This is a genomic window from Anabaena sp. PCC 7108 (genome assembly GCF_000332135.1).
GTDB lineage: Bacteria > Cyanobacteriota > Cyanobacteriia > Cyanobacteriales > Nostocaceae > Anabaena.
The window spans coordinates 799,898-823,008 of the sequence record NZ_KB235896.1 but is presented as its reverse complement, the minus strand read 5'-3'; the positions used below and the strand labels follow the sequence as shown (position 1 = coordinate 823,008).

19 protein-coding genes are annotated in these 23,111 nt (G+C 38.8%); 15 read left to right on the top strand and 4 right to left on the bottom strand.

The window, feature by feature from the left end; translation table 11 throughout:
- Nucleotides 1-46: 46 nt before the first annotated feature.
- The 3 genes from ANA7108_RS0104445 (at nt 47) to murD (ending at nt 5,901) form a co-directional block, all read left to right on the top strand.
- Nucleotides 47-1,975: a heavy metal translocating P-type ATPase gene (locus ANA7108_RS0104445; RefSeq protein WP_016949565.1), complete on the top strand. Its 1,929-nt coding sequence runs from the start codon at nt 47-49 to the stop codon at nt 1,973-1,975.
- 263 nt (nt 1,976-2,238) lie between these two features.
- A complete protein-coding gene (gene glyS, locus ANA7108_RS0104440; protein ID WP_016949564.1) occupies nt 2,239-4,389 on the top strand; it encodes a glycine--tRNA ligase subunit beta in 2,151 nt (716 codons plus the stop codon).
- Between the two features lie 84 nt (nt 4,390-4,473).
- Nucleotides 4,474-5,901 carry a UDP-N-acetylmuramoyl-L-alanine--D-glutamate ligase gene (gene murD / locus ANA7108_RS0104435; protein ID WP_016949563.1) on the top strand — a complete coding sequence of 476 codons (1,428 nt, stop codon included), beginning with the start codon at nt 4,474-4,476 and terminating at the stop codon, nt 5,899-5,901.
- A gap of 404 nt (nt 5,902-6,305) precedes the next feature.
- Here the strand turns inward: murD and ANA7108_RS0104430 are convergent, their stop codons facing one another.
- The gene (locus tag ANA7108_RS0104430) at nt 6,306-7,958 is read right to left on the bottom strand and encodes an alpha/beta hydrolase (RefSeq protein WP_016949562.1); all 1,653 of its coding nucleotides are present in this window, start codon (nt 7,956-7,958) and stop codon (nt 6,306-6,308) included.
- Nucleotides 7,959-8,154: 196 nt separating this feature from the next.
- Here ANA7108_RS0104430 and ANA7108_RS0104425 point away from each other — a divergent pair, with 196 nt between their 5' ends.
- The 3 genes from ANA7108_RS0104425 to ANA7108_RS0104415 all read left to right on the top strand — a co-directional run bounded on the left by ANA7108_RS0104425 (nt 8,155) and on the right by ANA7108_RS0104415 (nt 10,719).
- Nucleotides 8,155-8,595, top strand: coding sequence for a hypothetical protein (locus ANA7108_RS0104425; RefSeq protein ID WP_016949561.1), 441 nt, complete (start codon nt 8,155-8,157; stop codon nt 8,593-8,595).
- Nucleotides 8,596-8,879: 284 nt separating this feature from the next.
- On the top strand, nt 8,880-10,103 hold the full coding sequence (locus tag ANA7108_RS0104420) for a sulfite exporter TauE/SafE family protein (RefSeq protein ID WP_016949560.1): 1,224 nt from the start codon (nt 8,880-8,882) through the stop codon (nt 10,101-10,103).
- The gene (locus tag ANA7108_RS0104415; RefSeq protein ID WP_016949559.1) at nt 10,078-10,719 is read left to right on the top strand and encodes a hypothetical protein; all 642 of its coding nucleotides are present in this window, start codon (nt 10,078-10,080) and stop codon (nt 10,717-10,719) included. The genes ANA7108_RS0104420 and ANA7108_RS0104415 overlap by 26 nt, the downstream gene beginning before the upstream one ends.
- 226 nt (nt 10,720-10,945) lie before the next feature.
- Here ANA7108_RS0104415 and galE read toward each other — a convergent pair whose 3' ends face one another.
- Nucleotides 10,946-11,944: a UDP-glucose 4-epimerase GalE gene (gene galE, locus ANA7108_RS0104410; protein ID WP_016949558.1), complete on the bottom strand. Its 999-nt coding sequence runs from the start codon at nt 11,942-11,944 to the stop codon at nt 10,946-10,948.
- Between the two features lie 267 nt (nt 11,945-12,211).
- Here galE and ANA7108_RS0104405 point away from each other — a divergent pair, with 267 nt between their 5' ends.
- The 4 genes from ANA7108_RS0104405 to ANA7108_RS0104390 all read left to right on the top strand — a co-directional run bounded on the left by ANA7108_RS0104405 (nt 12,212) and on the right by ANA7108_RS0104390 (nt 16,901).
- Complete coding sequence (locus ANA7108_RS0104405; RefSeq protein WP_016949557.1) at nt 12,212-12,871, top strand: hypothetical protein; 660 nt, start codon at nt 12,212-12,214, stop codon at nt 12,869-12,871.
- Between the two features lie 294 nt (nt 12,872-13,165).
- Complete coding sequence (locus ANA7108_RS0104400) at nt 13,166-14,917, top strand: ABC transporter ATP-binding protein (RefSeq protein WP_016949556.1); 1,752 nt, start codon at nt 13,166-13,168, stop codon at nt 14,915-14,917.
- Between the two features lie 298 nt (nt 14,918-15,215).
- Nucleotides 15,216-15,887, top strand: a complete 672-nt coding sequence (locus ANA7108_RS0104395) for a HupE/UreJ family protein (RefSeq protein ID WP_016949555.1) — start codon at nt 15,216-15,218, stop codon at nt 15,885-15,887.
- Nucleotides 15,888-16,541: 654 nt separating this feature from the next.
- Entirely contained in the window at nt 16,542-16,901 is a 360-nt protein-coding gene (locus ANA7108_RS0104390; RefSeq protein WP_016949554.1) for a hypothetical protein, read from the top strand.
- A gap of 4 nt (nt 16,902-16,905) precedes the next feature.
- On the opposite strand, the gene surE is transcribed toward ANA7108_RS0104390, so the two are convergent.
- Nucleotides 16,906-17,586: a 5'/3'-nucleotidase SurE gene (gene surE / locus ANA7108_RS0104385; RefSeq protein WP_016949553.1), complete on the bottom strand. Its 681-nt coding sequence runs from the start codon at nt 17,584-17,586 to the stop codon at nt 16,906-16,908.
- A gap of 113 nt (nt 17,587-17,699) precedes the next feature.
- Between surE and psb32 the strand changes: the two genes are divergently transcribed.
- On the top strand, nt 17,700-18,434 hold the full coding sequence (gene psb32 / locus ANA7108_RS0104380; RefSeq protein WP_016949552.1) for a photosystem II repair protein Psb32: 735 nt from the start codon (nt 17,700-17,702) through the stop codon (nt 18,432-18,434).
- A gap of 100 nt (nt 18,435-18,534) precedes the next feature.
- Here psb32 and ANA7108_RS0104375 read toward each other — a convergent pair whose 3' ends face one another.
- Complete coding sequence (locus ANA7108_RS0104375; protein ID WP_016949551.1) at nt 18,535-19,395, bottom strand: YafY family protein; 861 nt, start codon at nt 19,393-19,395, stop codon at nt 18,535-18,537.
- 481 nt (nt 19,396-19,876) lie between these two features.
- Between ANA7108_RS0104375 and ANA7108_RS0104370 the strand changes: the two genes are divergently transcribed.
- From ANA7108_RS0104370 to cas3, 4 genes are all read left to right on the top strand, one after another.
- The gene (locus ANA7108_RS0104370) at nt 19,877-20,068 is read left to right on the top strand and encodes a hypothetical protein (RefSeq protein WP_237741479.1); all 192 of its coding nucleotides are present in this window, start codon (nt 19,877-19,879) and stop codon (nt 20,066-20,068) included.
- Between the two features lie 115 nt (nt 20,069-20,183).
- On the top strand, nt 20,184-20,636 hold the full coding sequence (locus tag ANA7108_RS0104365; protein WP_016949549.1) for a nucleotidyltransferase family protein: 453 nt from the start codon (nt 20,184-20,186) through the stop codon (nt 20,634-20,636).
- Nucleotides 20,633-21,076: a DUF86 domain-containing protein gene (locus ANA7108_RS0104360; RefSeq protein WP_016949548.1), complete on the top strand. Its 444-nt coding sequence runs from the start codon at nt 20,633-20,635 to the stop codon at nt 21,074-21,076. Before ANA7108_RS0104365 ends, ANA7108_RS0104360 begins: the two co-directional genes overlap by 4 nt.
- 33 nt (nt 21,077-21,109) lie before the next feature.
- Complete coding sequence (gene cas3, locus ANA7108_RS0104355; RefSeq protein ID WP_016949547.1) at nt 21,110-23,110, top strand: type I-D CRISPR-associated helicase Cas3'; 2,001 nt, start codon at nt 21,110-21,112, stop codon at nt 23,108-23,110.
- The last annotated feature ends 1 nt before the right edge of the window (nt 23,111 follow it).

Sequence of the window (23,111 nt, the reverse complement as noted above, 5' to 3'; positions counted from 1 at the left end):
TAATGTCAAGGTTTAGGGTGAGAGTAGTAATCTCAATACCACTCTCATGCTTTATTCCCAACGGTTTCAACAATTCACTACAGAACACGCTGACGCAGTTGCCGCAATGCTTTGTGGTTTCCTGCTATTTCTCGGCTGGTTTGCTTTACATCTCAACTGGTTGGGTTTGGCGTTGCTGCTGCTACCGGCTGCTTATGTCATTGGTGGCTATGAAAGCGCTCGTGAGGGGCTAACTACTCTTTTTAAAGAAAAAGAACTAGACGTAGATTTGCTGATGATAGTGGCGGCGCTAGGGGCTGCTAGTTTGGGATTATGGAAACGGGAATATCATCTAATTATTGATGGCGCGATTTTAATTCTCATTTTTGCTATTAGTGGCGCTTTGGAAGGTTACGCTATGCGTCGCACAGAACGCAGTATCCGCAGTTTGATGAGTTTGACAGCAGATACAGCGCGGGTTCTGCGTCAAGGAAGTGAAGAAATGGTTTCTATCTCTGAGTTACGGGTGGGAGATGAAATAGTTGTGAAACCGGGGGAAATAATTCCTACTGACGGGTTGATTTTATCTGGTTACAGTACTTTAAATCAAGCGGCGATTACGGGGGAATCTTTACCTGTAGAAAAAACGGTGGGAGAGGAAGTTTTTGCAGGTAGTCTCAACGGTTATGGGGCGTTAAAGTTGCAAGTACACAAACCTGCGGAAAGTAGTTTAATTCAACGGGTAATTAAGTTAGTTGAACAAGCGCAAACAGAAGCACCACCTTCTCAAGAGTTTATTGAAAAATTTGAACGGGGCTATGCGCGGTTAATTGTGATTGCGGGAATATTATTAGCAATTTTACCGCCGTTTATTTGGGGTTGGGATTGGGAAACTACGATTTATCGGGCGTTAACTTTTTTGGTGGTAGCTTCTCCTTGTGCTTTAATGGCAGCGATAATGCCTACTTTACTATCTGGAATTGCTAATGGTGCAAGAAGGGGAATTTTGTTTAAAAATGGCTCTCAATTGGAGATGATTGGGAAAGTTAGAGCGATCGCATTTGATAAAACTGGTACTCTAACTACAGGACTGGTAAAAGTCTCTCAGGTAATCGCATCTGAGGAATTTACTCACAACGATGTATTAACAGCAGCAGCATCTGTAGAATCGGCTTCTGAACATCCCATTGCTAAGGCAATTATTCAAGCTGCGGCTGAGTTAAAATGCCAACGGGCAATTGAAGCACAAGCTATACCAGGACAGGGTATTATTGGTATTGTAGATGAACAAAAGATCATTGTCGGGAATAGGGCTTTTATTCATAAGTATGTGACTAATTTACCCGCAGCTTTGCAACAAACGGCGCAAGGTTGGGAAGATGAGGGTAAAACTGTGGTTTGGGTAGCCCAGGAAAATTCTCAATCAGGAATTACCAATTGTTTGGGTATAATTGCGATCGCAGATGAAGTTCGAGAAGAAGCAACTGCAACTATTCACCAATTGCGGAAGTTGGGAATTGAAGAAATTGTCATGTTAACTGGGGATAATCACAGAACCGCCCAAACTGTGGCTAAGTTGGTGGGAATTGATCGAGTGTATGCAGAGCTTTTGCCAGAAGATAAACTAGATGTAATTCGTAGTCTCCAGAAACATTATCAGACTGTGGCTATGGTAGGGGATGGTATAAATGATGCACCTGCTTTAGCCCAAGCTTCTGTCGGTATTGCAATGGGTGTAGCTGGTAGTGATGTGGCCTTGGAAACCGCAGATATAGTATTGATGGCGGATAATTTAGAAAAGATTGCGGTGGCGATGAAATTGGGTAAGCGATCGCAATCTATAATCAAACAAAATATCACTGTAGCTTTGGGTTTTATTGTTTTACTCTTAATTGGTAACTTTTTCGGGAATATTAACCTCCCTATGGGCGTTATCGGCCATGAAGGTTCAACGGTATTAGTGACTTTAAGTGGTTTAAGGTTATTAAAAAGATAATGTCTGAATCAGGATTTGATAGATAGAAAGATGTAAAATTTATCCTAAAAACGGCTAATATCTGAACTTTACAGTATTGCATAAATCAGAGAGCGAAAACTTGAACAAAGACTCTGCGTACCTTTGCGTTTACCTCAGCGAACCTCTGCGTTTAAAAGTAAAGTTCCCAGCATCTTTAGCTAAAAATCTTGATTCTTACATTCCATACTTCAGCCTAATGACAAGGTAAACTGGTGGAATTGACTGACGAAATTAAGTGACTTATGCCTGCATTTTTATTAGAAGTTGGTACAGAAGAACTACCTGCAAGTTTTCTGCGTAATGCCATCATACAATGGCGATCGCGCATTCCCCAAAGTCTGGAAGCAAATAGTCTGACTCCAGAAGCGGTTGAGGTTTATGGAACTCCTCGAAGGTTAGCGGTTTTAATCACCGGTTTACCGTCTCAACAACCAGACAAGGAAGAAGAAATTAAGGGACCACCCGCACAAGCAGCTTTTAAAGATGGTAAACCCACACCAGCAGCAATAGGTTTTGCTAAAAAACAAGGTGTGGAAATCACAGCTTTAGAAATTCGTCCCACGGAAAAAGGGGATTTTGTCTTTGTTCAGAAAAAGACAGTTGGCCGTCCAGTTGCGGAAATTTTAACAGAATTGGTTCCCCAGTGGGTTTGGAATTTGGAAGGAAAGCGGTTAATGCGTTGGGGAAGCGGAGATGAAAGATTTTCTCGCCCCATTCGTTGGTTGGTAGCTTTGTTAGATGGGGATGTTTTGCCGTTAGAATTAAAGAATGGCGAAAAGACTGTGAAGAGCGATAGCATTTCTCAAGCACATCGCGTTTTACATCCCGAACCTGTCAGCATTTCCCACGCAACAGAATATGTAAATACTCTCCGTTCGGCTTTTGTGACTGTCATTCCTGAAGAACGAGAAAAAGTCATCACCGAAAAAGTCCAAGCCGCAGCCCAAACAGCAGGTGGACATACAGTTCTTTACCCAGATTTATTAGCAGAAATCATCAATCTTGTTGAATATCCTTCCGCAGTTATCGGTAAATTTGAACCAGAATTTTTGCAATTACCAACTGAAGTAATTACAGAAGTCATGGTTACGCACCAACGTTATTTTCCCATCTTCAAAAATGACGATAATAATGAATTGTTGCCAAATTTTATCACAATTTCTAACGGTGATCCAGCAAAATCAGATATCATTGCTGTCGGAAATGAAAGAGTAATTCGGGCGCGTTTAGCAGATGGCAGATTTTTCTATGAAGCTGATTTAGCTAAACCGTTAGAAAGCTATTTACCCCAATTAGAAAAAGTCACTTTCCAAGAAGAGTTAGGTTCTGTCCGTGCGAAGGTAGATAGAATAGTGAATATTGCTGGACAAATCAGCAACCAATTACAATTAGATGCACCAACAAGCGAGAATATTCACAAAGCCGCATTATTATGTAAAGCAGATTTAGTCACGCAAATGGTGTATGAATTCCCCGAATTACAAGGAATTATGGGAGAAAAATACGCCTTAGCTAGTGGGGAAAATAGCGAAGTCGCAAAAGCGATTTTTGAGCATTATTTACCTACAGGTGCAGGTGATATTTTACCCGCAACTATTACAGGCCAAGTTGTCAGTCTAGCCGATAAATTAGATACTTTAGTGAGTATCTTTGGTTTAGGTTTAATTCCCACCGGTTCATCTGATCCTTTTGCTTTACGTCGTGCGGCTAATTCGATAGTTAAAATTACTTGGTTTGCAAATTTGCAAATTAATTTAGTGGTTCTAATTGAGCAAATAGCCACAAATTTTGCTACCACTTTTAACAAAGATGCAAAATCCTTAATTTCCAACTTGCAAGAATTTTTCCTGCAACGTATCCGCACCTTATTACAAGAAGAAAGACAGATTGATTATGACTTGGTAAATGCGGTATTGGGAGAAAATGACCCAGAATACACAGAACGTGCTTTACAGGATTTATTAGATGTACGCGATCGCTCTCTCTATTTACAACAAATCCGCAAAGACGGTACATTAGATAAAATCTACGAAACCGTTAACCGTTCTACCCGTCTCGCAGCACAAGGTGATTTAGACTTTCAACAGCTAGAACCACAATCCCTTGTGAAACCAGAACTCTTCCAAAAGTCTTCTGAATCTGCATTCTATAACGCCCTAGTAGAATTAGTTCCACAAACTCAAGCAGCCCAAAAAACCCGCAATTATCAACTGTTAATAGCCGCACTGGAAAAAATCGCGCCCACCGTCAGTACCTTCTTTGATGGTGAAGATAGCGTTTTAGTCATGGACTCAGATTCAAACATCAAGCGAAATCGGTTAAATTTGCTGGGATTATTGCGAAATCATGCTCGTGTTTTAGCTGATTTTGGGGCGATTGTGAAAAATCTGTAGCATAAAGCAACAAAAACTGGTGTAATTTTTACCAATTCGGGTTAACATAAAGTAGCTTAACCAGGGATGCTACACAGTCAGTCTATGCCAGAAGCTTGCATTATTGGATTGGGAAAGTCCGGGGTTGCTGCGGCAAGATTGTTGAAACAGGAAGGCTGGGAGGTAGAAATCAGCGATACGAACACCTCCCCAACCCTTCTTAAACAACAACAAGAACTAGCAGCTGAAAAAATTACCGTCAACTTAGGACATTCCCCAAACCTCGACACTAATCACTTACCCGAATTAATAGTTGTCAGCCCTGGAGTACCTTGGGATATTCCTATCTTAGCCAAAGCGCGATCGCTAGGAATTGAAACTATTGGCGAAATGGAACTCGCTTGGCGACATTTACAAAATATTCCCTGGGTAGGAATTACCGGTACAAACGGTAAAACCACCACCACAGCCCTAACTGCTGCCATTTTTCAAGCCGCAGGATTCAACGCCCCAGCCTGTGGTAACATCGGCTATGCTGCTTGTGAAGTCGCTTTAACCCAGATGGGAATTGAAGGCGACGAAGAAAACACAATCCAAAATCCAAAATCTAAAATCCAAAATCGCCTAGATTGGATAATTGGTGAACTTAGCAGTTATCAAATCGAATCTTCCGTCACCCTGTCTCCCCGCATTGGAATTTGGACAACTTTCACACCAGATCATCTTGCGCGTCACAAAACTTTAGAAAATTACTACAATATCAAAGCCAAGCTATTAAATAATTCTCAACTAAAAATATTCAATGGAGATGATGCCTATTTGAGTAAAATAGGTTTAAATCAACAATGGCAAGATGCTTATTGGACAACTGTCAAAGGTAAAAATTTCCTCATTGGTGAAAAAGGCTTTTATATTGAAGATGGTTGGGTAATAGAAAAGTTAAACTCCACATCAGCACCCAAACAAATTGTAGAAGTATCTGCTTTGCGAATGGTAGGAGAACATAACCAACAAAATCTCCTCATGTCAGTAGCAGCCGCCAGATTAGCAAATATTGATATTGAAGCAATATCTCATGCAATTCGAGAATTTCCCGGTGTTCCCCATCGTTTAGAACATATCTGCACCTGGGAAGGAATTGACTTTATTAATGATAGCAAAGCCACTAACTATGATGCGGCTGAAGTCGGTTTAGCATCTGTGAAAAGTCCAGCCATACTCATTGCAGGTGGTGAAGCTAAACCCGGAGATGATACAGGTTGGTTAGCAACAATTCAAACTAAAGCCGCTGCTGTCTTACTTATTGGTAATGCTGCACCTGCATTCGCGCAACGTCTCCAAGAACTAGGATATCATAATTATGAAATTGTGGAAACAATGGCAAACGCAGTTTCCAAATCAGCAGCATTAGCCAAACAACATCAAGCATCTGTCGTGTTATTATCTCCTGCTTGTGCGAGTTTTGACCAATATCCTAATTTTGAAGTGCGGGGCGACGATTTTCGTCAATTGTGTCTGAAAATCACCATTTAATTTTTAACCAAATCATCACATGCAAGAATCGATAAGATGACAAAAACACTAGATTTGTAAGGGTTTAGCAGTGCTAAACGCCTACATAATCAAAGGATTAAACCATTTTGAGTATAGATGAATGAATCTCATTTATAATAAGATTAGCTCACTTACATCTGCGTTTATCTGCGTTTATCTGCGTTTAATAATTTATTACTAATAATGGCTGAGACTTTTGTAAAATTTCTAAGTAGCCCTCAGAATCAATAATTGATTTTTACCAGAAACCTGTTTACTAAATTTGAGAATGTCAGTCTTAAGGAGGATGCTTGAATTACTTAAAAACTGTAAAGTAGATAGTATATTTTACCCTGAGTGAAGTCTGGGCTTGGTTTCCCTTCCAAGCCTTTTTTGTTTATTTATTATTCACCTAATCCTTTCGTCAACCCCAACACATTGGGAGGAAGTTCCTTCACTAGCCGAAATGGAAACAGTGAAGTTGAGGAAATTAGAGCATAATCTGGAGTCAAGAAAACTGCATACTTGTTTGCTTCTGGAGTTAACTGTGCAGCCATTGCTAAAGTAATAGCTTTAACATATTTGCGAATATCTGCGGATTTTTCACCCACTACTTCCCGACTAGAAAAAGATGAATTGGTTTTTCCCTGATTATGATTAATCAAACTAGCATCCATCACACTCAGATGAGTACCACCAACTGCACCAACCAACCATTTAGGAGAGGGAACTTTCGCAAAACTGATAATTTGTTCAGTTAAAGGTGGAGTGACATCATCGGCTGAACTTGTTAATACTAAAGTTGGTACTTGCACCTTTGTTAAACCTGTTTCACCAAACACCAAAGAAGTAGCAGGATTAAGGGCTACTATCTGTTTGATTCTGTCATCTCGTAATTGATAGCTATTTTCTGGTAATTCTTTAGCTACACACAAGAAATCTTGCAGCAAATTCAATTTAGCTAGATTTTTCTCACAGCTTTTTTTAAGACTGTCAATTTGTAATTCACCCCCAGCCAATGTTAAAGCTGTAGTCCCACCAAAAGAATAACCAACAACCATAGTTTTATTAGTTGCTAGTTTCCCTTTTAATGGGTTATCAGCCATTTGATTTAGCTTTTCTAATTCATCTAAAACAAAGCTAATATCTTTTGGTCTATCTACAAATTCTTGAGGTTTAAGCAATGGAGTTTTATTTTTGACTGCTAAATTCTTGCTTGTCAGATTACTACCAGAATGTTCTAAAGCTGCGACTACATAACCATGAGAAGCCAGATGTTCAGCTAAATAACGCAAATCTGTACGATTTGTACCAAAACCATGAGAAAAGACAATTACAGGTTTTTCGGTATTTGCAGAATTTGACCAGTAAACATCTACGGGAATATTACGTTGGCGCTTTTCATCATTCAGATTTAAGTTGAGGACTTGTACTTCGGCGCTTCCTGGCTGTGTAGGATCAACAGAGTCAGAAACTTGTACTTTTGTGGGGTCAATTCGGGGAGTTATGGCCAGCATCAACTGCTGAGTCCGCCAAAAAGCCATATTCAAACTCTGTGCCACTGTCAACGCTTGCGGTACACTAATTTCTAGGCGTTTACTGGGATAAGCAGCAATAAAATTGAGTACAGATAGACCTTGGGACGAACTAGCACCTAAAATTAAACCTGATCTGAGTGCTTGAACTCCAGCTTGATCATCGCGGATTATAGCCTTAGAGATGTCATTAAGAATAGTGTTCCCAAGTTGGGTATTGAGTAACCTATTGATAGTGACGACATTCACGGGTACTCTAATTCTTAATCCGCGCACTAGGAAACTGCGTTGTTGTTCGTTTAATCTTTTGGTGTAAGTTCCTAAACTATCGGGTAATTCTCCAGTTTCGGCAGCTTTTTTTAAATCTGCAAAAGAAGCCGATTCTTCTAAAGCACCATACCGAACCACCAACGTATCCGCAGCTTGTGCAGAAGTGTTTGCTCCCAATAATTGCGTGATTGTGATAGTACTGAGTACACCTGCAACTATCTTCAGATTTTTCCAGCTTTTTCCTGTGAACATCTTTAAAACTGCACCTTAACTTCAGAAATTGTACCTGTTTTTAGTGTCTTTGACTACTATAATTAATAATTAAAAGTTACAGCAAATAATCCTACCTTATTGACGAAACTTATTTAAAATCCGTGTTAATAGCCATAAAAATTGCCTAAATTGTCGTCTAATTTGAACCTCATTCCCACAAAATTATCTGGACTGTATGCGTCGCTCCTTCACTTATGGTTTCCTGCTGCTGCTTTCTATCGTCATTATTCTGATCTGGTGGCCTGTAAATGATTCTAATTGCAGTCTTGTAGATGTGTTGAAATTAAAAAACAATAAATTTCAAGTCCAAGCAACTGAGGTTATTGTTAAACCTTGGCATGGTGAACATAATATATATGGGATATTTATGGTTCCTGATGAATATAAAAATACTCCGTTTTTTATGTTAACAGTTCCAAAGAACCGCACATACTGTTCTCCTCCTTTTGGCTATAGTCAAAGTTATGATGATGTTATTGCTCAACCAGGAACCCATTTAATTAGGTTCTATATTAGAAGTCGCATTGCTATAAAAATGATTTTCCAAGGTTTGTATCCTCAACTGAATAATCCAAAAAACTGGACTTTGACATTTCCTAAACCCAAGGTTAATTAACTTGCTGGTGGAGTTGTCAAAATTAACAGGACTTATGCAACTGGCACATTGGTAAGAAGGAGGATATCAAAAATCTGTTTATTTACTAGATTTATCCAGTCTGACGCACCCTACAATAGATTTTTGGTGTGACACTTGCGTAATTAATTAAGTAACTTGTTTGACATTACCCAAACATCAAGTTTTACAGGTTGTCTTTTGACAGAATTACCAATTTAACGTAAATTTACCGTCTAGAAAAGTTCTGATTTCTGCCTCAGAACTCATTACTCAGGATTTTATTTATGTTGGATTTATTGCTGATGACAATCCTGGGATTCCTGGGGAGTTTTGGACATTGCTTCGGGATGTGTGGACCTTTAGCAGTGGCATTTTCCCTTTCCCATCAAGAAGAAACTCAAGATTGGCAACAGCAATTAAAATTTCATACCCTGCTAAACTTAGGGCGAATGTTGAGTTATGCACTGGTTGGCGCTGGGATTGGCGCACTAGGTTCGGTATTAGTCGAAAGTGGGCAATTAGCTGGGATTGGTAGCGATTTCCGTCGCTGGATAGCAATTATTACAGGTATAATGCTGATCTGGTTTGGTTTAGGACAACTCAAGCCAGACTTATTACCACGTATTCCTTTATTGCACCCTCTCTTAAAAGGTAGTTTACACAACCGACTTAGTGCAAGTATGGTGAAGCTCTCCTTACACAGTAAATGGTGGACACCAGGACTATTAGGGATGACTTGGGGTTTAATGCCTTGCGGTTTTTTATACGCTGCTCAAATTAAAGCCGCAGCTACAGGTAATTTATGGCATGGTGCAATCACTATGTTAGCTTTTGGTTTGGGAACTTTACCCACAATGTTGGGAGTAGGTGTTTCCACTTCCTTAATGAGTAAAGATCGGCGGAGTCAGTTGTTTCGCTTGGGTGGTTGGGTGACACTGATCATTGGCGCAATTACCCTGTTGCGGACTGGTGACACAATGGTAGACTACAGCGGACACGCCGCCTTGATTTGCCTAATTCTGGCGCTAATTGCTCGTCCGATTAGTAGCTGCTGGGCATCACCTCTGCGCTACCGTCGTGCTTTAGGAGTAGCTGCTTTTATTCTGTCTGGGGTGCATATAACCCACATGATAGAACACTCGCTCCAATGGAATTTTGCCGCTTTCGAGTTTTTGCCTTGGCAATTTCAATGGGGAATGATTGCAGGTGCTGTGGCATTAATGTTAATGACTCCTGCTGCTCTTACAAGTTTTGATCAAATTCAGAAGTATTTAGGTAAGTATTGGCGGCAAATTCATCTTTTAAGCGTTCCAGCTTTACTATTGAGTACCATTCATGCAGTTTTAATTGGTTCTCATTATCTAGGTTCTTTATTGACTTGGGAAAATACATTAGCGACTGTATTACTGGGAATCATCACTATCGGGGTGTTATTAGTCCGTTGGCGCTGTTTTTGGTCAAAATTAAGTATAGAAAAGTTGTATGTTCCTCCCAACAAGTCGCGGTAAACTCAGTATTTCAACTACACCCAGCCGGAGAAAGACAAATTATGTTTTACCAGTATTTCTATTAGTTCTATTATTAACATCAGTTTCCACCGCTTCTGCTCATAAGGTGCAAATTGCAGCCGATGTTGGTGGTACTCTCCACATTGAACCTAATGATAACCCCCGTGCCGGTGAACCGTCTCAAGCTTGGTTTGCTCTTACCCGCAAAGGTGGTAAGGTAGTACCGCTCAAAGACTGTAATTGTCAGTTGGCTGTTTATGCCGAACCTTATACACCGGGAGAACCTGCACTACTTGAGCCTGTCTTGAAAGCTGTCCAGGCTGAACGCTATCAAGGCATACCAGGAGCGGAAATTATTTTTCCTAAACCAGGGGCTTATGAACTTGAACTGACTGGTAAACCTGCTACAGAAGGGAGTTTTCGACCTTTTGATTTAAAGTTTCAAATCACCGTAGCAGCAGGTAAGGCTGTAGAGACACCACAATCTGGACAAAATATTACTAATCAACAGCAAGGTGGGGCGATAGGATTCATACAACCTATAATTGTCATAGCAATTATACTGCTATCTATAGGTATCGTATTTTTCTTAGTGCAAGCACTGAGGAAAGAGTAATTCGTAAACAGAGAACAGGGAATTCTTAATTTTCTCCGTGTCCCCGCGTCACCCCATCTCCCCATCTCCGCGTCTCCCCATCTCCCCATCCCCGCGTCTCACCTGCACCCTGCACCCTGTCACCTGACTTGAAAATAAGACCCCACCCCTAACCCCTCCCCGCTGTTTCGTGGAGGGGAATAAGAAGTTTTTTTTCATGTGTTCTGGTGTACACAGTTCATGATGGCTACTTATGCCTTTTTTGATGCCATTGCCAGGCATGGGCGACAATATCTTTAATACCTGGGTATTGAGGTTTCCAGCCTAGGATATTTTTAGCTTTCTCACTTGTGCCGATGAGAACTGGAGAATCTCCTGAACGGCGATCGCACTCTTGAACAGGTATAATCATTCCGGTAACATCCTCAGCAGCGGCAATCACTTCTCGAACCGAGAAGCCATTACCATTACCCAAATTGAAAACTTCACTTTCACCACCTTGGAGTAAATATTCCAAACCTAAAATATGAGCATCTGCTAAATCACTGACGTGAATATAATCCCGAATAGCAGTGCCATCAGAAGTAGAATAATCAGTACCAAAAATCGAGATTGATTCTCGCTGGCCTAACGCTGTCATCAATACCAAAGGAATCAAATGAGATTCTGGATTATGATCCTCACCTAACAAGCCATTAGGATCAGCACCAGCAGCATTAAAGTAGCGGAAACGCACTGATTTAAAAGCATGAGCCACATCAAAATCAGCAAGAATCTGCTCTACCATCAATTTGGTAGTTCCATAGGGATTAATGGGATTTTGGGGATGCTCTTCTGTGAGTGGGATAAATTTCGGTATACCGTATGTGGCGCAAGTGGAGGAAAAGACAAATTTCTTAATCGAAGCTGCCAGCATCGCCTCTAACAGAGTCAAAGTCCCGACAACGTTATTGCGATAGTATTTGGCAGGATTAGTTACTGATTCGCCCACATATGTATAAGCTGAAAAGTGCATAACTGCTGCTATGTCGCGGGTTTTAAAGAGATGATCTAACAGAGGACGATCTTCAATATCACCTTCTATAAGTTCTACTTGTAAAACTTTTTCCACTAAATCACGATGCCCATACACGAGATTATCAAGGATGATCACCTGATAACCAGCTTTAACTAAAGCCAGCACTGCATGAGAACCAATATAACCCGCTCCCCCAGTTACCAAAATGGTAGGTTTTTCCGGCGACATAGTTTTTCCCTTATCACGATTTGACAACTACTACTCAATTAATTTAGTTTACTGATGCTATTGTTACTCTTCTGGAAAATCCTAATATATAGACGCAGTGTCAAAAAATTGAACTAAAATCACTACGACGGTAGTCTGTAGGTGTGAGGTATGAGGGATGAAGTATTTTATAAGTCGGCTCATGGTGAAATTACAGTTTGACGATAAAATAAGTCCACTCACCCCATCCTTTAGGCTTGCCACACCAGAAAATTAGAGAGTTAATCTATGTTTCAATTACTAAGCCGGGTATTGTTGTGGCTACTAATTGGTGTTTTTGCCTTTTCTTTATTCCAAAGATTTTATCCAACAGTAAACTTTGTTGGCAGATTAGCTTTAGGGACTGTATTAGTCGTTTTAGCTTTGGCATTTCTTAATCCTGGGGAACCAGCTGTGGCTTCTTTATGGCGGTTTATATCTTTTCCACTTAAGCCTCTAGGAGCGGCGGTTTTAATGTTGATTATTGCTGCCCAAAAGATCAAAGGAGGAGGGATAGAAAAACCTGGTGGGTTATTATTGGGCTGGGCGCTGACGATTTTGCTATTGTCAAGTACACCAGCTATTGCTTACTTTTTAGTCAGATCTCCAATAGCGGCTGGGTTGCCTCCATCTGCAACTTTAGTAGCTTTGAGTCCAACAAGTTTGAACATCTCAGATATCAGCGGGGATAGCATCCTACCTCTGGGAGATATGAGTCGCACAAACATGGACTTCAACAGTCTAAATATGAAAATACCATCCTATCTACTCCAAAATCCTCAAGCCATCAGTACAAGAGGGTTAAGAGTAGAAGATTTTGTACCTAATGCAGAAACTCTGCAACTGACAACCCAAGTTTGGGAAAGTTATCTCAATCAGATTTACGTTTTCTTGCGCGGGCGCTCTTGATAAGGTAGAAAACCTGATTATAAACAGGCCGCTCTACTATCTTTTGGTAGCTGGCCTGATTTAATAGTCAGTCTGACTTGCTAACTTAAAAAATAGAGGTACAAAGTCAAGGGAATACAAAGATGTAAACACGCAAAAAATATTTTTATTTATGCGTCTTCATGTACCCAGTTAATCATGGCTATACATCTTAGTCATCGATTAGAGTATGTTAAGACTGGCTGCGGTAATTACGACAAAACCAGAAAACCACAGTCAGTTAGTCCAGGATGATAAAGTAGCAAAATTGCTGGAATGGCACAATCTCGACGGCTTGAGAAACTCGGTACTTATTTGCGTCCCTATTGGCGAGAGACGACATTAGGCATTATTGCTTTATTGTTTGTGAATGGTTTGGGTGTTTACATCCCTTTGCTGATTCGCTCTGGGGTGGACAAACTTTCGACCACCTTTAGTTTGGATCAAGTAATACATTATGTAACTACAATTATTTTGTTGAGTTCAGCAATGTTGCTGATGCGTATGGCCTCCCGGATCTGGATATTTGGTGTAGGGCGGCAGGTGGAATTTGCACTGAAACAGCGGATTTTTGAACATTTACTGAAATTGGAGCCGGCTTATTTTGCCAATAACACTCCTGGTGATTTAATTAGTCGTGCTACTAGTGATGTAGAAAATATCAGGAGGTTGTTGGGTTTTGCGGTGTTGAGTTTGGCAAATACTCTGTTTGCTTATGCTCTGACGCTACCAGTGATGCTGTCGATTAGTGTGGATCTGACATTAGCTTCCCTGGCAGTCTACCCGTTTATGTTCCTGCTAGTACATTTGTTTAGCGATCGCTTGCGCCAACAACAATCCGCAGTGCAGGAAAAACTCTCGGATATGAGTGAGCTGATCCAAGAAGATATTAGTGGTATTTCTTTAATTAAAATCTACGCTCAAGAAGAAAATGAACGTCAAGCTTTTAACCAGAAAAATCAGCAGCTATTGGCAGCTAATCTCAAATTGGCACAAAGCCGAAATACTCTGTTTCCTCTGATTGGTGGTCTAGCTAATCTCAGTTCTCTAATTATCATCTGCTTGGGAACAATGCGGATATCTTCTGGAACTCTGGCTGTAGGTGATTTTCTGGCGCTATTGATTTATGTAGAGCGTCTGGTTTTCCCAACAGCTTTGTTAGGTTTCACAATCACTACTTATCAACGAGGTGAAGTAAGTATAGATCGCCTGGAATCTATTCTCAGTGTTATTCCGAAAATTCAAGATGCCGCAGATTCTATACGTATCAGTACCGAAAAAGTAACAGGAAAGCTGACAGCTAAAAACCTGACTTACACTTACCCTGGTGCGACTACTCCAGCTTTAGATCATGTTAATTTTACTATTGATCCTGGGGAAGTGGTGGCTATTGTTGGCGCTATTGGATCGGGTAAATCAACTTTGGCTAATGCTTTACCGCACTTGTTAGATATTGAAGCGGGGCAGTTGTTTTTGGATGGGATGGATATTACAAAAATAGCTTTAAATGATTTACGAGGTGCGATCGCTTATGTGCCTCAAGATAGCTTTTTGTTTAGCACCACCATTAAAAATAATATCCGTTATGGCGACCCCCTCAGTGAAGAAGACTCTGTAGCAGCAGTTGCTGATCTTGCCCAAATTGCATCAGAAATTAGTACTTTTCCTCAGCAGTATGAAACCATTGTTGGTGAACGCGGAATCACTCTTTCCGGTGGACAGAGACAGCGTACAGCCCTAGCTAGGGCAATGCTGATTAATGCCCCTGTATTAATTTTAGATGATGCTCTCTCCAGTGTTGATAATCAAACAGCTACACAAATTCTGAAAAATCTTGACCGTGGCAATCAGAGAAAAACAGTAATTTTCATTACCCATCAACTCTCCGCTGCTGCCACATCTGACCGAATTTTTGTCATGGATAAGGGCAAAATTGTTCAAATAGGTAATCATTCAGAGCTTCTACAACAGCCAGGGCTTTATAGAATTTTGTGGAGCCAGCATCAAGTTGAGGAATTACTTCGGTGATCCATTCACTAATAAAGTAATGTTTTCTGAAGCTCCTGAGATGATCATCTGAAAGTCATATTGCTCTAATTTCAACAATTTCAATTTAACCAAAATATAGCAACAGACAGGGCGGTTAGGACACCAATTGATTATAAAACCTAAACACCAAAAGACTTTTCAGGCTGTCACCTGTTAAGAGTCACCTGTCACCTGCTATATGTAGGGACTATGTCATATATATTTATAACGGCATTAGTTTTTTTGAGATTGAAGTAGTATAAATTACAGAAAAGACTAATCTGACCTATTAATGATAATGTTCAAAATACCACTAACAGCATCTTCTAATTTACGGAAACTACCCGTATCCAGACAGTACAGACACATTGGAGCGATCGCAGCTTTAGTCCTCATTAGTCTACTAAGTTCATCAGGTGGAGTACCAGTTGCACACACTATTTCCAACTCATGGGAAGGGTTAATTTGGGGTATAGCTGATCCAGTTATTGCCTTAGACAGGTTAGCTGGTATAGTTGCCATTGGCTTACTGGCTGCCAGATTTGGACGTGGTGCTTGGATAGGTGCATCTTTTGTGATAGCTGCTTTGTGTGGACAAATAATTCATTTGTACCAACTAAATTTACTAGGTACAGAAATAGCGATCGCTATTTTTACTATCGCTTTTGGCATCATTTTAGTCCAGCAAATTCAACTTAGTTGGTTAGTGATTGCCATAGTCAGTGCGGCGGCTGGTTTATTTCAGGGTTATGCTGATGGTGAATCAATCCTTGGTGCAGGAATAGTAACTGTAGTTACTTATATTATTGGTGTCACCTTAACTCAAAGTGTGATTTTTCTCTGTTCTAGAGAAAGTGGTGCAATTATGGGTGGAAAAGAAATTCAGCCAATATTAGCAAGTAAAATTCGCTGGGCTGGTTTAGCTTTTTGTGGTATTGGGATTGTATTTTTAGGTAAATCATTCATTTAATAACGTAAATTTTTAGTCCACTGTGGCGGAAATAAAGGTATCATTAAAGGCTAGTAAAAAACTTGTTTAATCTGCTTTTTTAACTTTTAATTCCGCCCTGTGGTACTACTGCAATTCTTCAGCTATGCTGGAGGTTAAGAGGGAATAGAGCAAGTCTTATCAGCTTTTTAACCTTTTCAAAGGATAATAATTTTTATTAAGCTGTATTAGCAACTTAGATCAAATAAAATACCGCTGAATATAATATCAATTTTATGTGAGGCAGCGCTAAATAAATACCATAGAAACCTTATATATACAGTCTCCACAGTTAGCGATAAAACGCACTTCTAGAAAGAGTCAGTACAAGTAGGTTTTATGATTTTTATAATTACTCAATCAGTAATTAACCCTTAACCTCTTGTTGGAAACAGTAAGCAATTAATAGGATAGTCTAAACAGATACAACCCATTTCAAAATACAGCGTTGTTGCTATAAGCAAGATTAGAAAAGGGTTTATGTAGGTTGACTAAAAACTTATCAATTTCAATTACTGACAATTGACTGTAACTTAAATACTTTTTGGGAATGCATAAGAGTATGAAAATCAGTTGGACTTTTTTGATACTGAAAATCAGAATTTAGTCTTGTATTACTGATTATGAAATTATTGGATGAATACTAACAATATTAATATGATGATTTCTCAAAATTGGGGTGGACAGGAAATGATTTCAGCAGGAGTCGAAGCCAAAATTAGTCGATTAGAAGCTATTGTTGAGCAAATAGGGGAAGCAGTGCTATCTACGACTGAAACTATTGAACGTCTGGCTGAAAGAGTTGATGCGCTGAGTGTGCAAGTTGAAGCACAGGGAAAGCAGGTACAACAGCAAGGGTTTCAAATTTTTGCTTTGTGTGATGCTGTTCAAACTCTAGCTGAAGCACAGAAAGATTCTCTACAAGAACTGACTCAATTGACACAAACAGTAGACAAAATAGTGTGTTTGCTTCAAAGCTCAGATGAAGAAACATGAAGTTTTATACTCTTAACTGAGTTATCGCAATATTTCCCCGAAAGCATACATCCACATCACTACCAGGAGTGCGATCTCGTTTACCATATTCACCTACATAATAAAAATTATCGCCATCGATTCGATAGTCTACAGGTAAAGGTTTGGTACAAGGTTGACAAAATACTACTTCAGGCGCATGATCTTCTGGTAGGAGATGGGGTAAATTAACGTTCCAAAAGCTACCAGGTTCTAAAGGACGCGCCAGCAAGTCTGCTAAAATTAGTGATGTCCACTGAGCAGCTAAATCCCAATTGTAATCTAGCTTGCCTTGGCGATATTGAGAAATTGCAATTCCGGGAATACCATGCATTGCCGCTTCTCTGACAGCAGCAACAGTACCAGAGATATAAGCATCCACTCCCAAATTACCACCAGCATTAATACCTGAAATCACAAACTTGATATTTTCGCAAATTTGTGTCTTGGCAATTCGCACACAATCAGCGGGAGTACCAGAGATAGCATATTCAAACTCAGAACGACGTTGTAGTTGAATAGGAAGAGTTGTGGTAACTTGATGTCCACAACCAGATTGATGTTCTTGTGGTGCGGCGATAATCAGATTTTTGCCGTTGACCGCTTTCAGTAAGGCTTGAATACCTGGTGCGTCGATACCGTCGTCGTTGGTTAAGATGATTGTCATAGTTTTAAAGTTACTTTTATGGCCAACAGCGGAGAATTATCTCCTAAACAGGTGCTTTTGGCATAGGTTCTGTAGTATTTTGATTGCAAGAGTGTCTTAGTAGGATTCATTTCATGAAACAGCTACTCAAGCAATTATTTAGTAGTCACACATATCTTGTCCGTCTCATTTTACCTGTATTGGTGATCATGATGATGGCTATTTCTGTCTTTGCTACACCAGCCTTTGCTACTGGTGTGTATCAAATACCTAATCTGACACCAGATACCTGGATTGTAGATCAAGGTGAAGTTATTAGTCGTTTTAATGAGGGTCAAATTAGCGGCGCTTTCAAAGAATTAGCACAGGAAACTGGTAACGAAGCGAGGATTGTTACTGTTCACCGACTTGACTATGGGGAAACACCAGAAAGTTTTGCTCAAGGACTGTTTGCAAAATGGTTTCCCACAGCAGCAGATCAAGCTAATCAAACTTTATTGGTGATTGATACTGTCACCAATCGTGCGGCTATTGTGAGTGGTGATCAGGTCAAGTCTACACTGACAGATGAGATTGCTAATAGTGTGGCTGAGGATACATTAGGTGTACCATTACGCAATGGGAATAAATATAATCAGGCATTTATTGACGTGCGCGATCGCTTAGTCGCTGTGATCTCCGGTAAACCTGATCCTGGTCCACCCAAGATTATGGAAACTGTGCAAGTAGAAGGTACATTTGGAAAAACCGAAGGAACCGAAAAAGATAATGCGATCGCTTGGGTAGTTGGACTGTTAATTGCTGCCACTGTCATTCCCATGGCCACTTACTACATCTATCTAGCTGTTCAACCTTCAAATGAAGCATAAGTGATTGGGAAGTGGGGATTGTGTAAAACATATTACATTTTCCCTTTTCCCTAAATACTAGTATGTTCCATTTATATCAGTCTCTAAGGATACGATTAAGTCATGTGATTAAGTCATAACTTTGACATAGTTTGATCAGTTTTTGTTTGATCTGCGATCGCACGCTTTCCGGTGAAATGACAATACAATCAGATGAATATTGCATAATTTCCCTAATAAACCAAAATGTATTTGATACTCTCCTAATTACTCGTTTCACCTTTGGTTTGTCTGGTATCCATTCCACTGTTTTATCCTCTGGTTTAGTTTGATAGGCAAAAGCTAAGTTATTTAATAGGTGCATTTCCACTTCTATTTGGTCTAGGTTAGAATGCCATTTACCAGTAATTTCCGTGACAGATGCTTCATTAATTCTGTCTAAACGGAAACACCAGTTATGTAGTAGTTCTGGGATGCCAAAATTGCCTTCTGTTTCTTCACACCAGCAGTCAAGATATTGACGCTTTTCGTGGGGTGTAATTTTAGCATGGTGGACTGTAAAATTAAATACTCGCTCTGCTGCATCTTGATAAGCAAGTTGAAAAGGCTGTTGACGCAATATATAGTAGTCTATTTGCGATCGCCAAGATGGGAGAGAATTAATCAGGAAAGCTTCAATTTCCCTCCGCAGTGGTACGGATAATTCACTACGTTCAAGTAACAAATTGGCGATAATTTCTGCTTGTTCAATTTGTCCGATGTCAGTTAATGCAGCAATACAACGATGTAAGGCACGGATACGGGAATCCTGCCAGTCATGATTTTTACCAACTATTAATTCACGTTGAGCGATCGCTTTGATGAGTTTGGAGATATTGGGTTCATCTCCCCACATCATACCGAATTCTAGTGCGATCGCTTCTAGTTCGGCTTTATCTCGTTCTGATACCGACAGAGTTATAGACTGACCTTTGCGACTCATTTTGTACGGACACTTTATACTTGTATTCTCTTGCCAACATTTATTTTCAGTGTCATTATAGGTTTTAGCAACGAGTTACGGACACAATATGAGGTATCCAAAAAAGACATTAAAAAAGCCAGAATTTCTCTCTGGCTTGCGACCCCTAATAGGGATTTATGAGGTTGTGTTAATGCCTTGATCACATCTTTACTACAATTTCAATCCCTGATAGGGATTAAGGTCTAGTCTCAAGGCTTCTTTAGTATATATCCTAAAAGTTTCATGGAACAATTTTTTTCATTACCAGATTTTTAAGCACTTCTTTACTACAGACAAAATTTTGGTGCTATATTTATTAAAGAGAACCGAAACAAAGCTGTTTCAGTTCACCTATGTTGAGTGGTATCTCATAGGTTAGCACTGATATGGCTATTTCGGCGCAAACTTATTTAGGTAATTTCTTGTGAAAGATAATCTCCCAGATCGTATGCTTCAAGTTATGTCAGATTCTTGCTGGCATTCTACAGAAGAACTAGTCGAAAAAATTAGCCACCGATTTTCTGCAACTATGCACGTCCTCAAGAAACGAGGTTATCAGTTTGATAAACGTCGTATTCAAGGTCAACAGCATGAGTATAAACTGGTAATCGAGTCAAAAGCGATCGCTTCGCTCACCATAAGCAACGCTTAACAAGAATTTCTGAAATCTTGGGGGTAGTTTATCCTACTCCCATTGCTTGAAAATACGACTTAGTTATATAGAAACTTCTTGAAGAGGATAACTCTTATAGCTGGACACAAATCAAATGCAAAATAATACTCCCACAATTGCAGAACTTCAAGAACTATCCTTGCAACTTCCTGAAAAAATACCCTACTTAAAAATGTTGGTTCTTTTTGGTTCTAGATCAACTGGTAATATTAACGCCAATAGTGATTGGGATTTTGCAGTTTTATTTGATGAAGAAAAATATAATTCCTACATCAAAGAACATCCATTAGCTTTCTTTGAATTACACGAAATCATTGGTAAAGTCTTGAAAATCAATCCTGACATTATAGATATTGTCGATCTAAATCAATGTTCTTGTTTAATTGCTCATTTTGTGGCACGGGATGGAATTATGTTATTTGAAAAATCCCCTGGAGAATTTAATGATTTTCGATTAAATTCCTTCAAAAATGAATCGGAACTAAAAAAATTCCGTCAAGAACAACACCGAATGATTGAAATTGAGTTAAATAAGTGGGGAGCATGAGTAATATAGATTCTGAAATAGTTTTAGCTCGACTAAGGTTAATTACCAAATATTACAATACCTTAGAGGAATTTAGTTCTATAAGTCTTGATGAATTTTTAGGTGATTTTCGTCAACAACTTATTGTAGAAAGACTATTGCAATTAATGACTCAAGCTGCAATAGACATCAATGATCATATATTGTCAAAACTCAAACCTGGAAAATCTTACACTAATTTTGAGGCTTTTATTGAATTAGGTAAATATCAAATTATTACTCCTGAACTAGCAAAACAGATTGCACCATCATCAGGTTTAAGAAATCGTTTAGTTCATGAATATGATGATATAGATCCGAATCAAGTTTTCATGGCAATTAGTTTTGCTTTACAGCAATATCCGCTTTATGTTAGACAAATTAATTCTTATTTAATTGCACTGGAAGAAGGAAATGATTAACAAGAAATTGTAATGTTATTTACAGGGTGATTTATGAAAATAAAACTACTTTCTACATGGTCTAAATATTCTCACACATCCGTTAATAATATCCAACTTGTTACTCATCAAGAAGAAGTTTGGGATGCTATTAAAAGTTATCAATTTGTATTTGACACTGCTCTAACTGGTGACGGTAAAACTTTAGCCGCTCTTCTCCCAGCGTTTGATAAAACAAGTGGATTAGGAAAAGGTTTGTTTAACTATCCTACAAATGAGCTTATTCGTGATCAAGGAAAACAAATAGGAAAATGGAAAAATCAATTTAATCTTGAGTTACAAGTAGGTGAACTCACAGGATCTAAATTAGCTTCATATATGAGTGAAGAAGGTTTTAACAAACTGAACACACTACGAAATGTAGCTAATGATAATAATATAGTCGTCACAAATCCTGATATTTTTACGTTGATTCATCGCTTATATTACGATAGTAGAGGTGGTAACAAAGCTCGTTTAGCTGAAAATTGGTTTATTCAATACCGCTACATAGTATTTGATGAATTTCATATTTTTCACGCTCCACAAATTGCTAATGTATTGGATGGTATTGCTTTTAATAGAGCAAGTTTAGGAGAGCGTTTTGCAGCAAAATTTCTTTTTCTGTCTGCTACCCCAGATAATGTTTTATTAAAAGTTCTTGAAAGAGCAGGGATTACTACTAAAATTATCAAAGGTGAATATGAACATGGGTTAGAAAAAAGTCAAACTCATCGGAGAATTTTACATGAAGTAGATTTAGATTTAGTTGCATCTGAGCAAAGTAATGGAGGAATTGAAAATTGGGTAGTTGAGAATTTAGAATATATCAAACAATTCTTTTCTCAATATCCTAATTCTAAGGGACTTATCATTGCTAATAGTGTATTTGCTGCTAAACGGATAGTAAAAACTTTAGAAAATGCCAACTTAGGTTTAAGTATAGGCGAAAATACAGGGTTAACTGGTGCAAAAGTTAGAGAAGATGCAATGACTAAACAATTAATTATTGCAACTTCTACAGTTGATGTTGGTGTAGATTTTGAAATCAATTTTCTGGTTTATGAATCTTTAGATGCAGGTACGTTTATTCAGCGTTTAGGAAGATTAGGAAGACATGATGGGTTTCCAACTTACCAAGCAATAGCTTTAGTTCCAGATTGGGTAAAGGATAAGTTCTCTGAAATTTATGGTAATGAAACTGAAGTAGATAGAGAAAGTTTTTTCCAAACTATTAAAGACAACATCTACCAAAAGCCTCAAGAATTTCAGCGATATTTAAGCCGTTGGGGTTGTGTTCTTTCTACAATTAGATTTTGTTTGCTTAATCAACAAAAGGATCAATATCAAACTTTGATTGAAGGTTATGAGCAAGAAGCTAATCGAATTGTTGGCAAAACTCCTTATTGGTCTAGGTTAAATGAACTGAAAGAACACAGAATGATTATTCAGGATTTATCAACTTTTCGCGGTGGAGGACAATTAGATATATGGATTCATGACCCAAATACAAACGCAGTGAAAAGTATGAGTTTAATACGTTTACTTGCAGGAACAGATTTTGAACTTATATCAGAGGAGGAAGCAAAAGAAATAAGTGAGAGATTGCATGAACCATTTTATAAAAATAATCTGGAACTATATGCAAAGATCACACAATATTTAAGTAGCTATGAACCTGTTGCACTAATTTTTACAGACAAATTAGATAGGTTAAAACTCAACATAGCACAAGAAAGAAAAGGGTTTTTTATACAGAGTCGTCATCGAGCAATTAAAAAGATAAATGAAAAACTTGAATATTTACCCATTACAACTTGTGTTGCTGATCCTGGTAAATATGATATCAAAACATTGCGCCGACGTTATAAATTACCTGGTTTGTTTGAGCTACATAAAGTAGTTGATTCTAGTCGTCAAGAATATGCTGTAGCTTTTGGTTTAGATGCACTGCTATTAGATAGTCTTCTTTATTGGCAAAAAAAAACTAATGAAATATTTTTTGCGGGAGAGTAAA

What these genes read in the sequence shown, in the direction of transcription:
- ANA7108_RS0104445 (WP_016949565.1), top strand. Translation starts at nt 47, where the DNA reads ATGCTTTATTCCCAACGGTTTCAACAATTCACTACAGAACACGCTGAC.
- glyS (WP_016949564.1), top strand. Translation starts at nt 2,239, where the DNA reads ATGCCTGCATTTTTATTAGAAGTTGGTACAGAAGAACTACCTGCAAGT.
- murD (WP_016949563.1), top strand. Translation starts at nt 4,474, where the DNA reads ATGCCAGAAGCTTGCATTATTGGATTGGGAAAGTCCGGGGTTGCTGCG.
- ANA7108_RS0104430 (WP_016949562.1), bottom strand. Translation starts at nt 7,958, where the DNA reads ATGTTCACAGGAAAAAGCTGGAAAAATCTGAAGATAGTTGCAGGTGTA.
- ANA7108_RS0104425 (WP_016949561.1), top strand. Translation starts at nt 8,155, where the DNA reads ATGCGTCGCTCCTTCACTTATGGTTTCCTGCTGCTGCTTTCTATCGTC.
- ANA7108_RS0104420 (WP_016949560.1), top strand. Translation starts at nt 8,880, where the DNA reads ATGTTGGATTTATTGCTGATGACAATCCTGGGATTCCTGGGGAGTTTT.
- ANA7108_RS0104415 (WP_016949559.1), top strand. Translation starts at nt 10,078, where the DNA reads ATGTTCCTCCCAACAAGTCGCGGTAAACTCAGTATTTCAACTACACCC.
- galE (WP_016949558.1), bottom strand. Translation starts at nt 11,944, where the DNA reads ATGTCGCCGGAAAAACCTACCATTTTGGTAACTGGGGGAGCGGGTTAT.
- ANA7108_RS0104405 (WP_016949557.1), top strand. Translation starts at nt 12,212, where the DNA reads ATGTTTCAATTACTAAGCCGGGTATTGTTGTGGCTACTAATTGGTGTT.
- ANA7108_RS0104400 (WP_016949556.1), top strand. Translation starts at nt 13,166, where the DNA reads ATGGCACAATCTCGACGGCTTGAGAAACTCGGTACTTATTTGCGTCCC.
- ANA7108_RS0104395 (WP_016949555.1), top strand. Translation starts at nt 15,216, where the DNA reads ATGTTCAAAATACCACTAACAGCATCTTCTAATTTACGGAAACTACCC.
- ANA7108_RS0104390 (WP_016949554.1), top strand. Translation starts at nt 16,542, where the DNA reads ATGAATACTAACAATATTAATATGATGATTTCTCAAAATTGGGGTGGA.
- surE (WP_016949553.1), bottom strand. Translation starts at nt 17,586, where the DNA reads ATGACAATCATCTTAACCAACGACGACGGTATCGACGCACCAGGTATT.
- psb32 (WP_016949552.1), top strand. Translation starts at nt 17,700, where the DNA reads ATGAAACAGCTACTCAAGCAATTATTTAGTAGTCACACATATCTTGTC.
- ANA7108_RS0104375 (WP_016949551.1), bottom strand. Translation starts at nt 19,395, where the DNA reads ATGAGTCGCAAAGGTCAGTCTATAACTCTGTCGGTATCAGAACGAGAT.
- ANA7108_RS0104370 (WP_237741479.1), top strand. Translation starts at nt 19,877, where the DNA reads ATGTCAGATTCTTGCTGGCATTCTACAGAAGAACTAGTCGAAAAAATT.
- ANA7108_RS0104365 (WP_016949549.1), top strand. Translation starts at nt 20,184, where the DNA reads ATGCAAAATAATACTCCCACAATTGCAGAACTTCAAGAACTATCCTTG.
- ANA7108_RS0104360 (WP_016949548.1), top strand. Translation starts at nt 20,633, where the DNA reads ATGAGTAATATAGATTCTGAAATAGTTTTAGCTCGACTAAGGTTAATT.
- cas3 (WP_016949547.1), top strand. Translation starts at nt 21,110, where the DNA reads ATGAAAATAAAACTACTTTCTACATGGTCTAAATATTCTCACACATCC.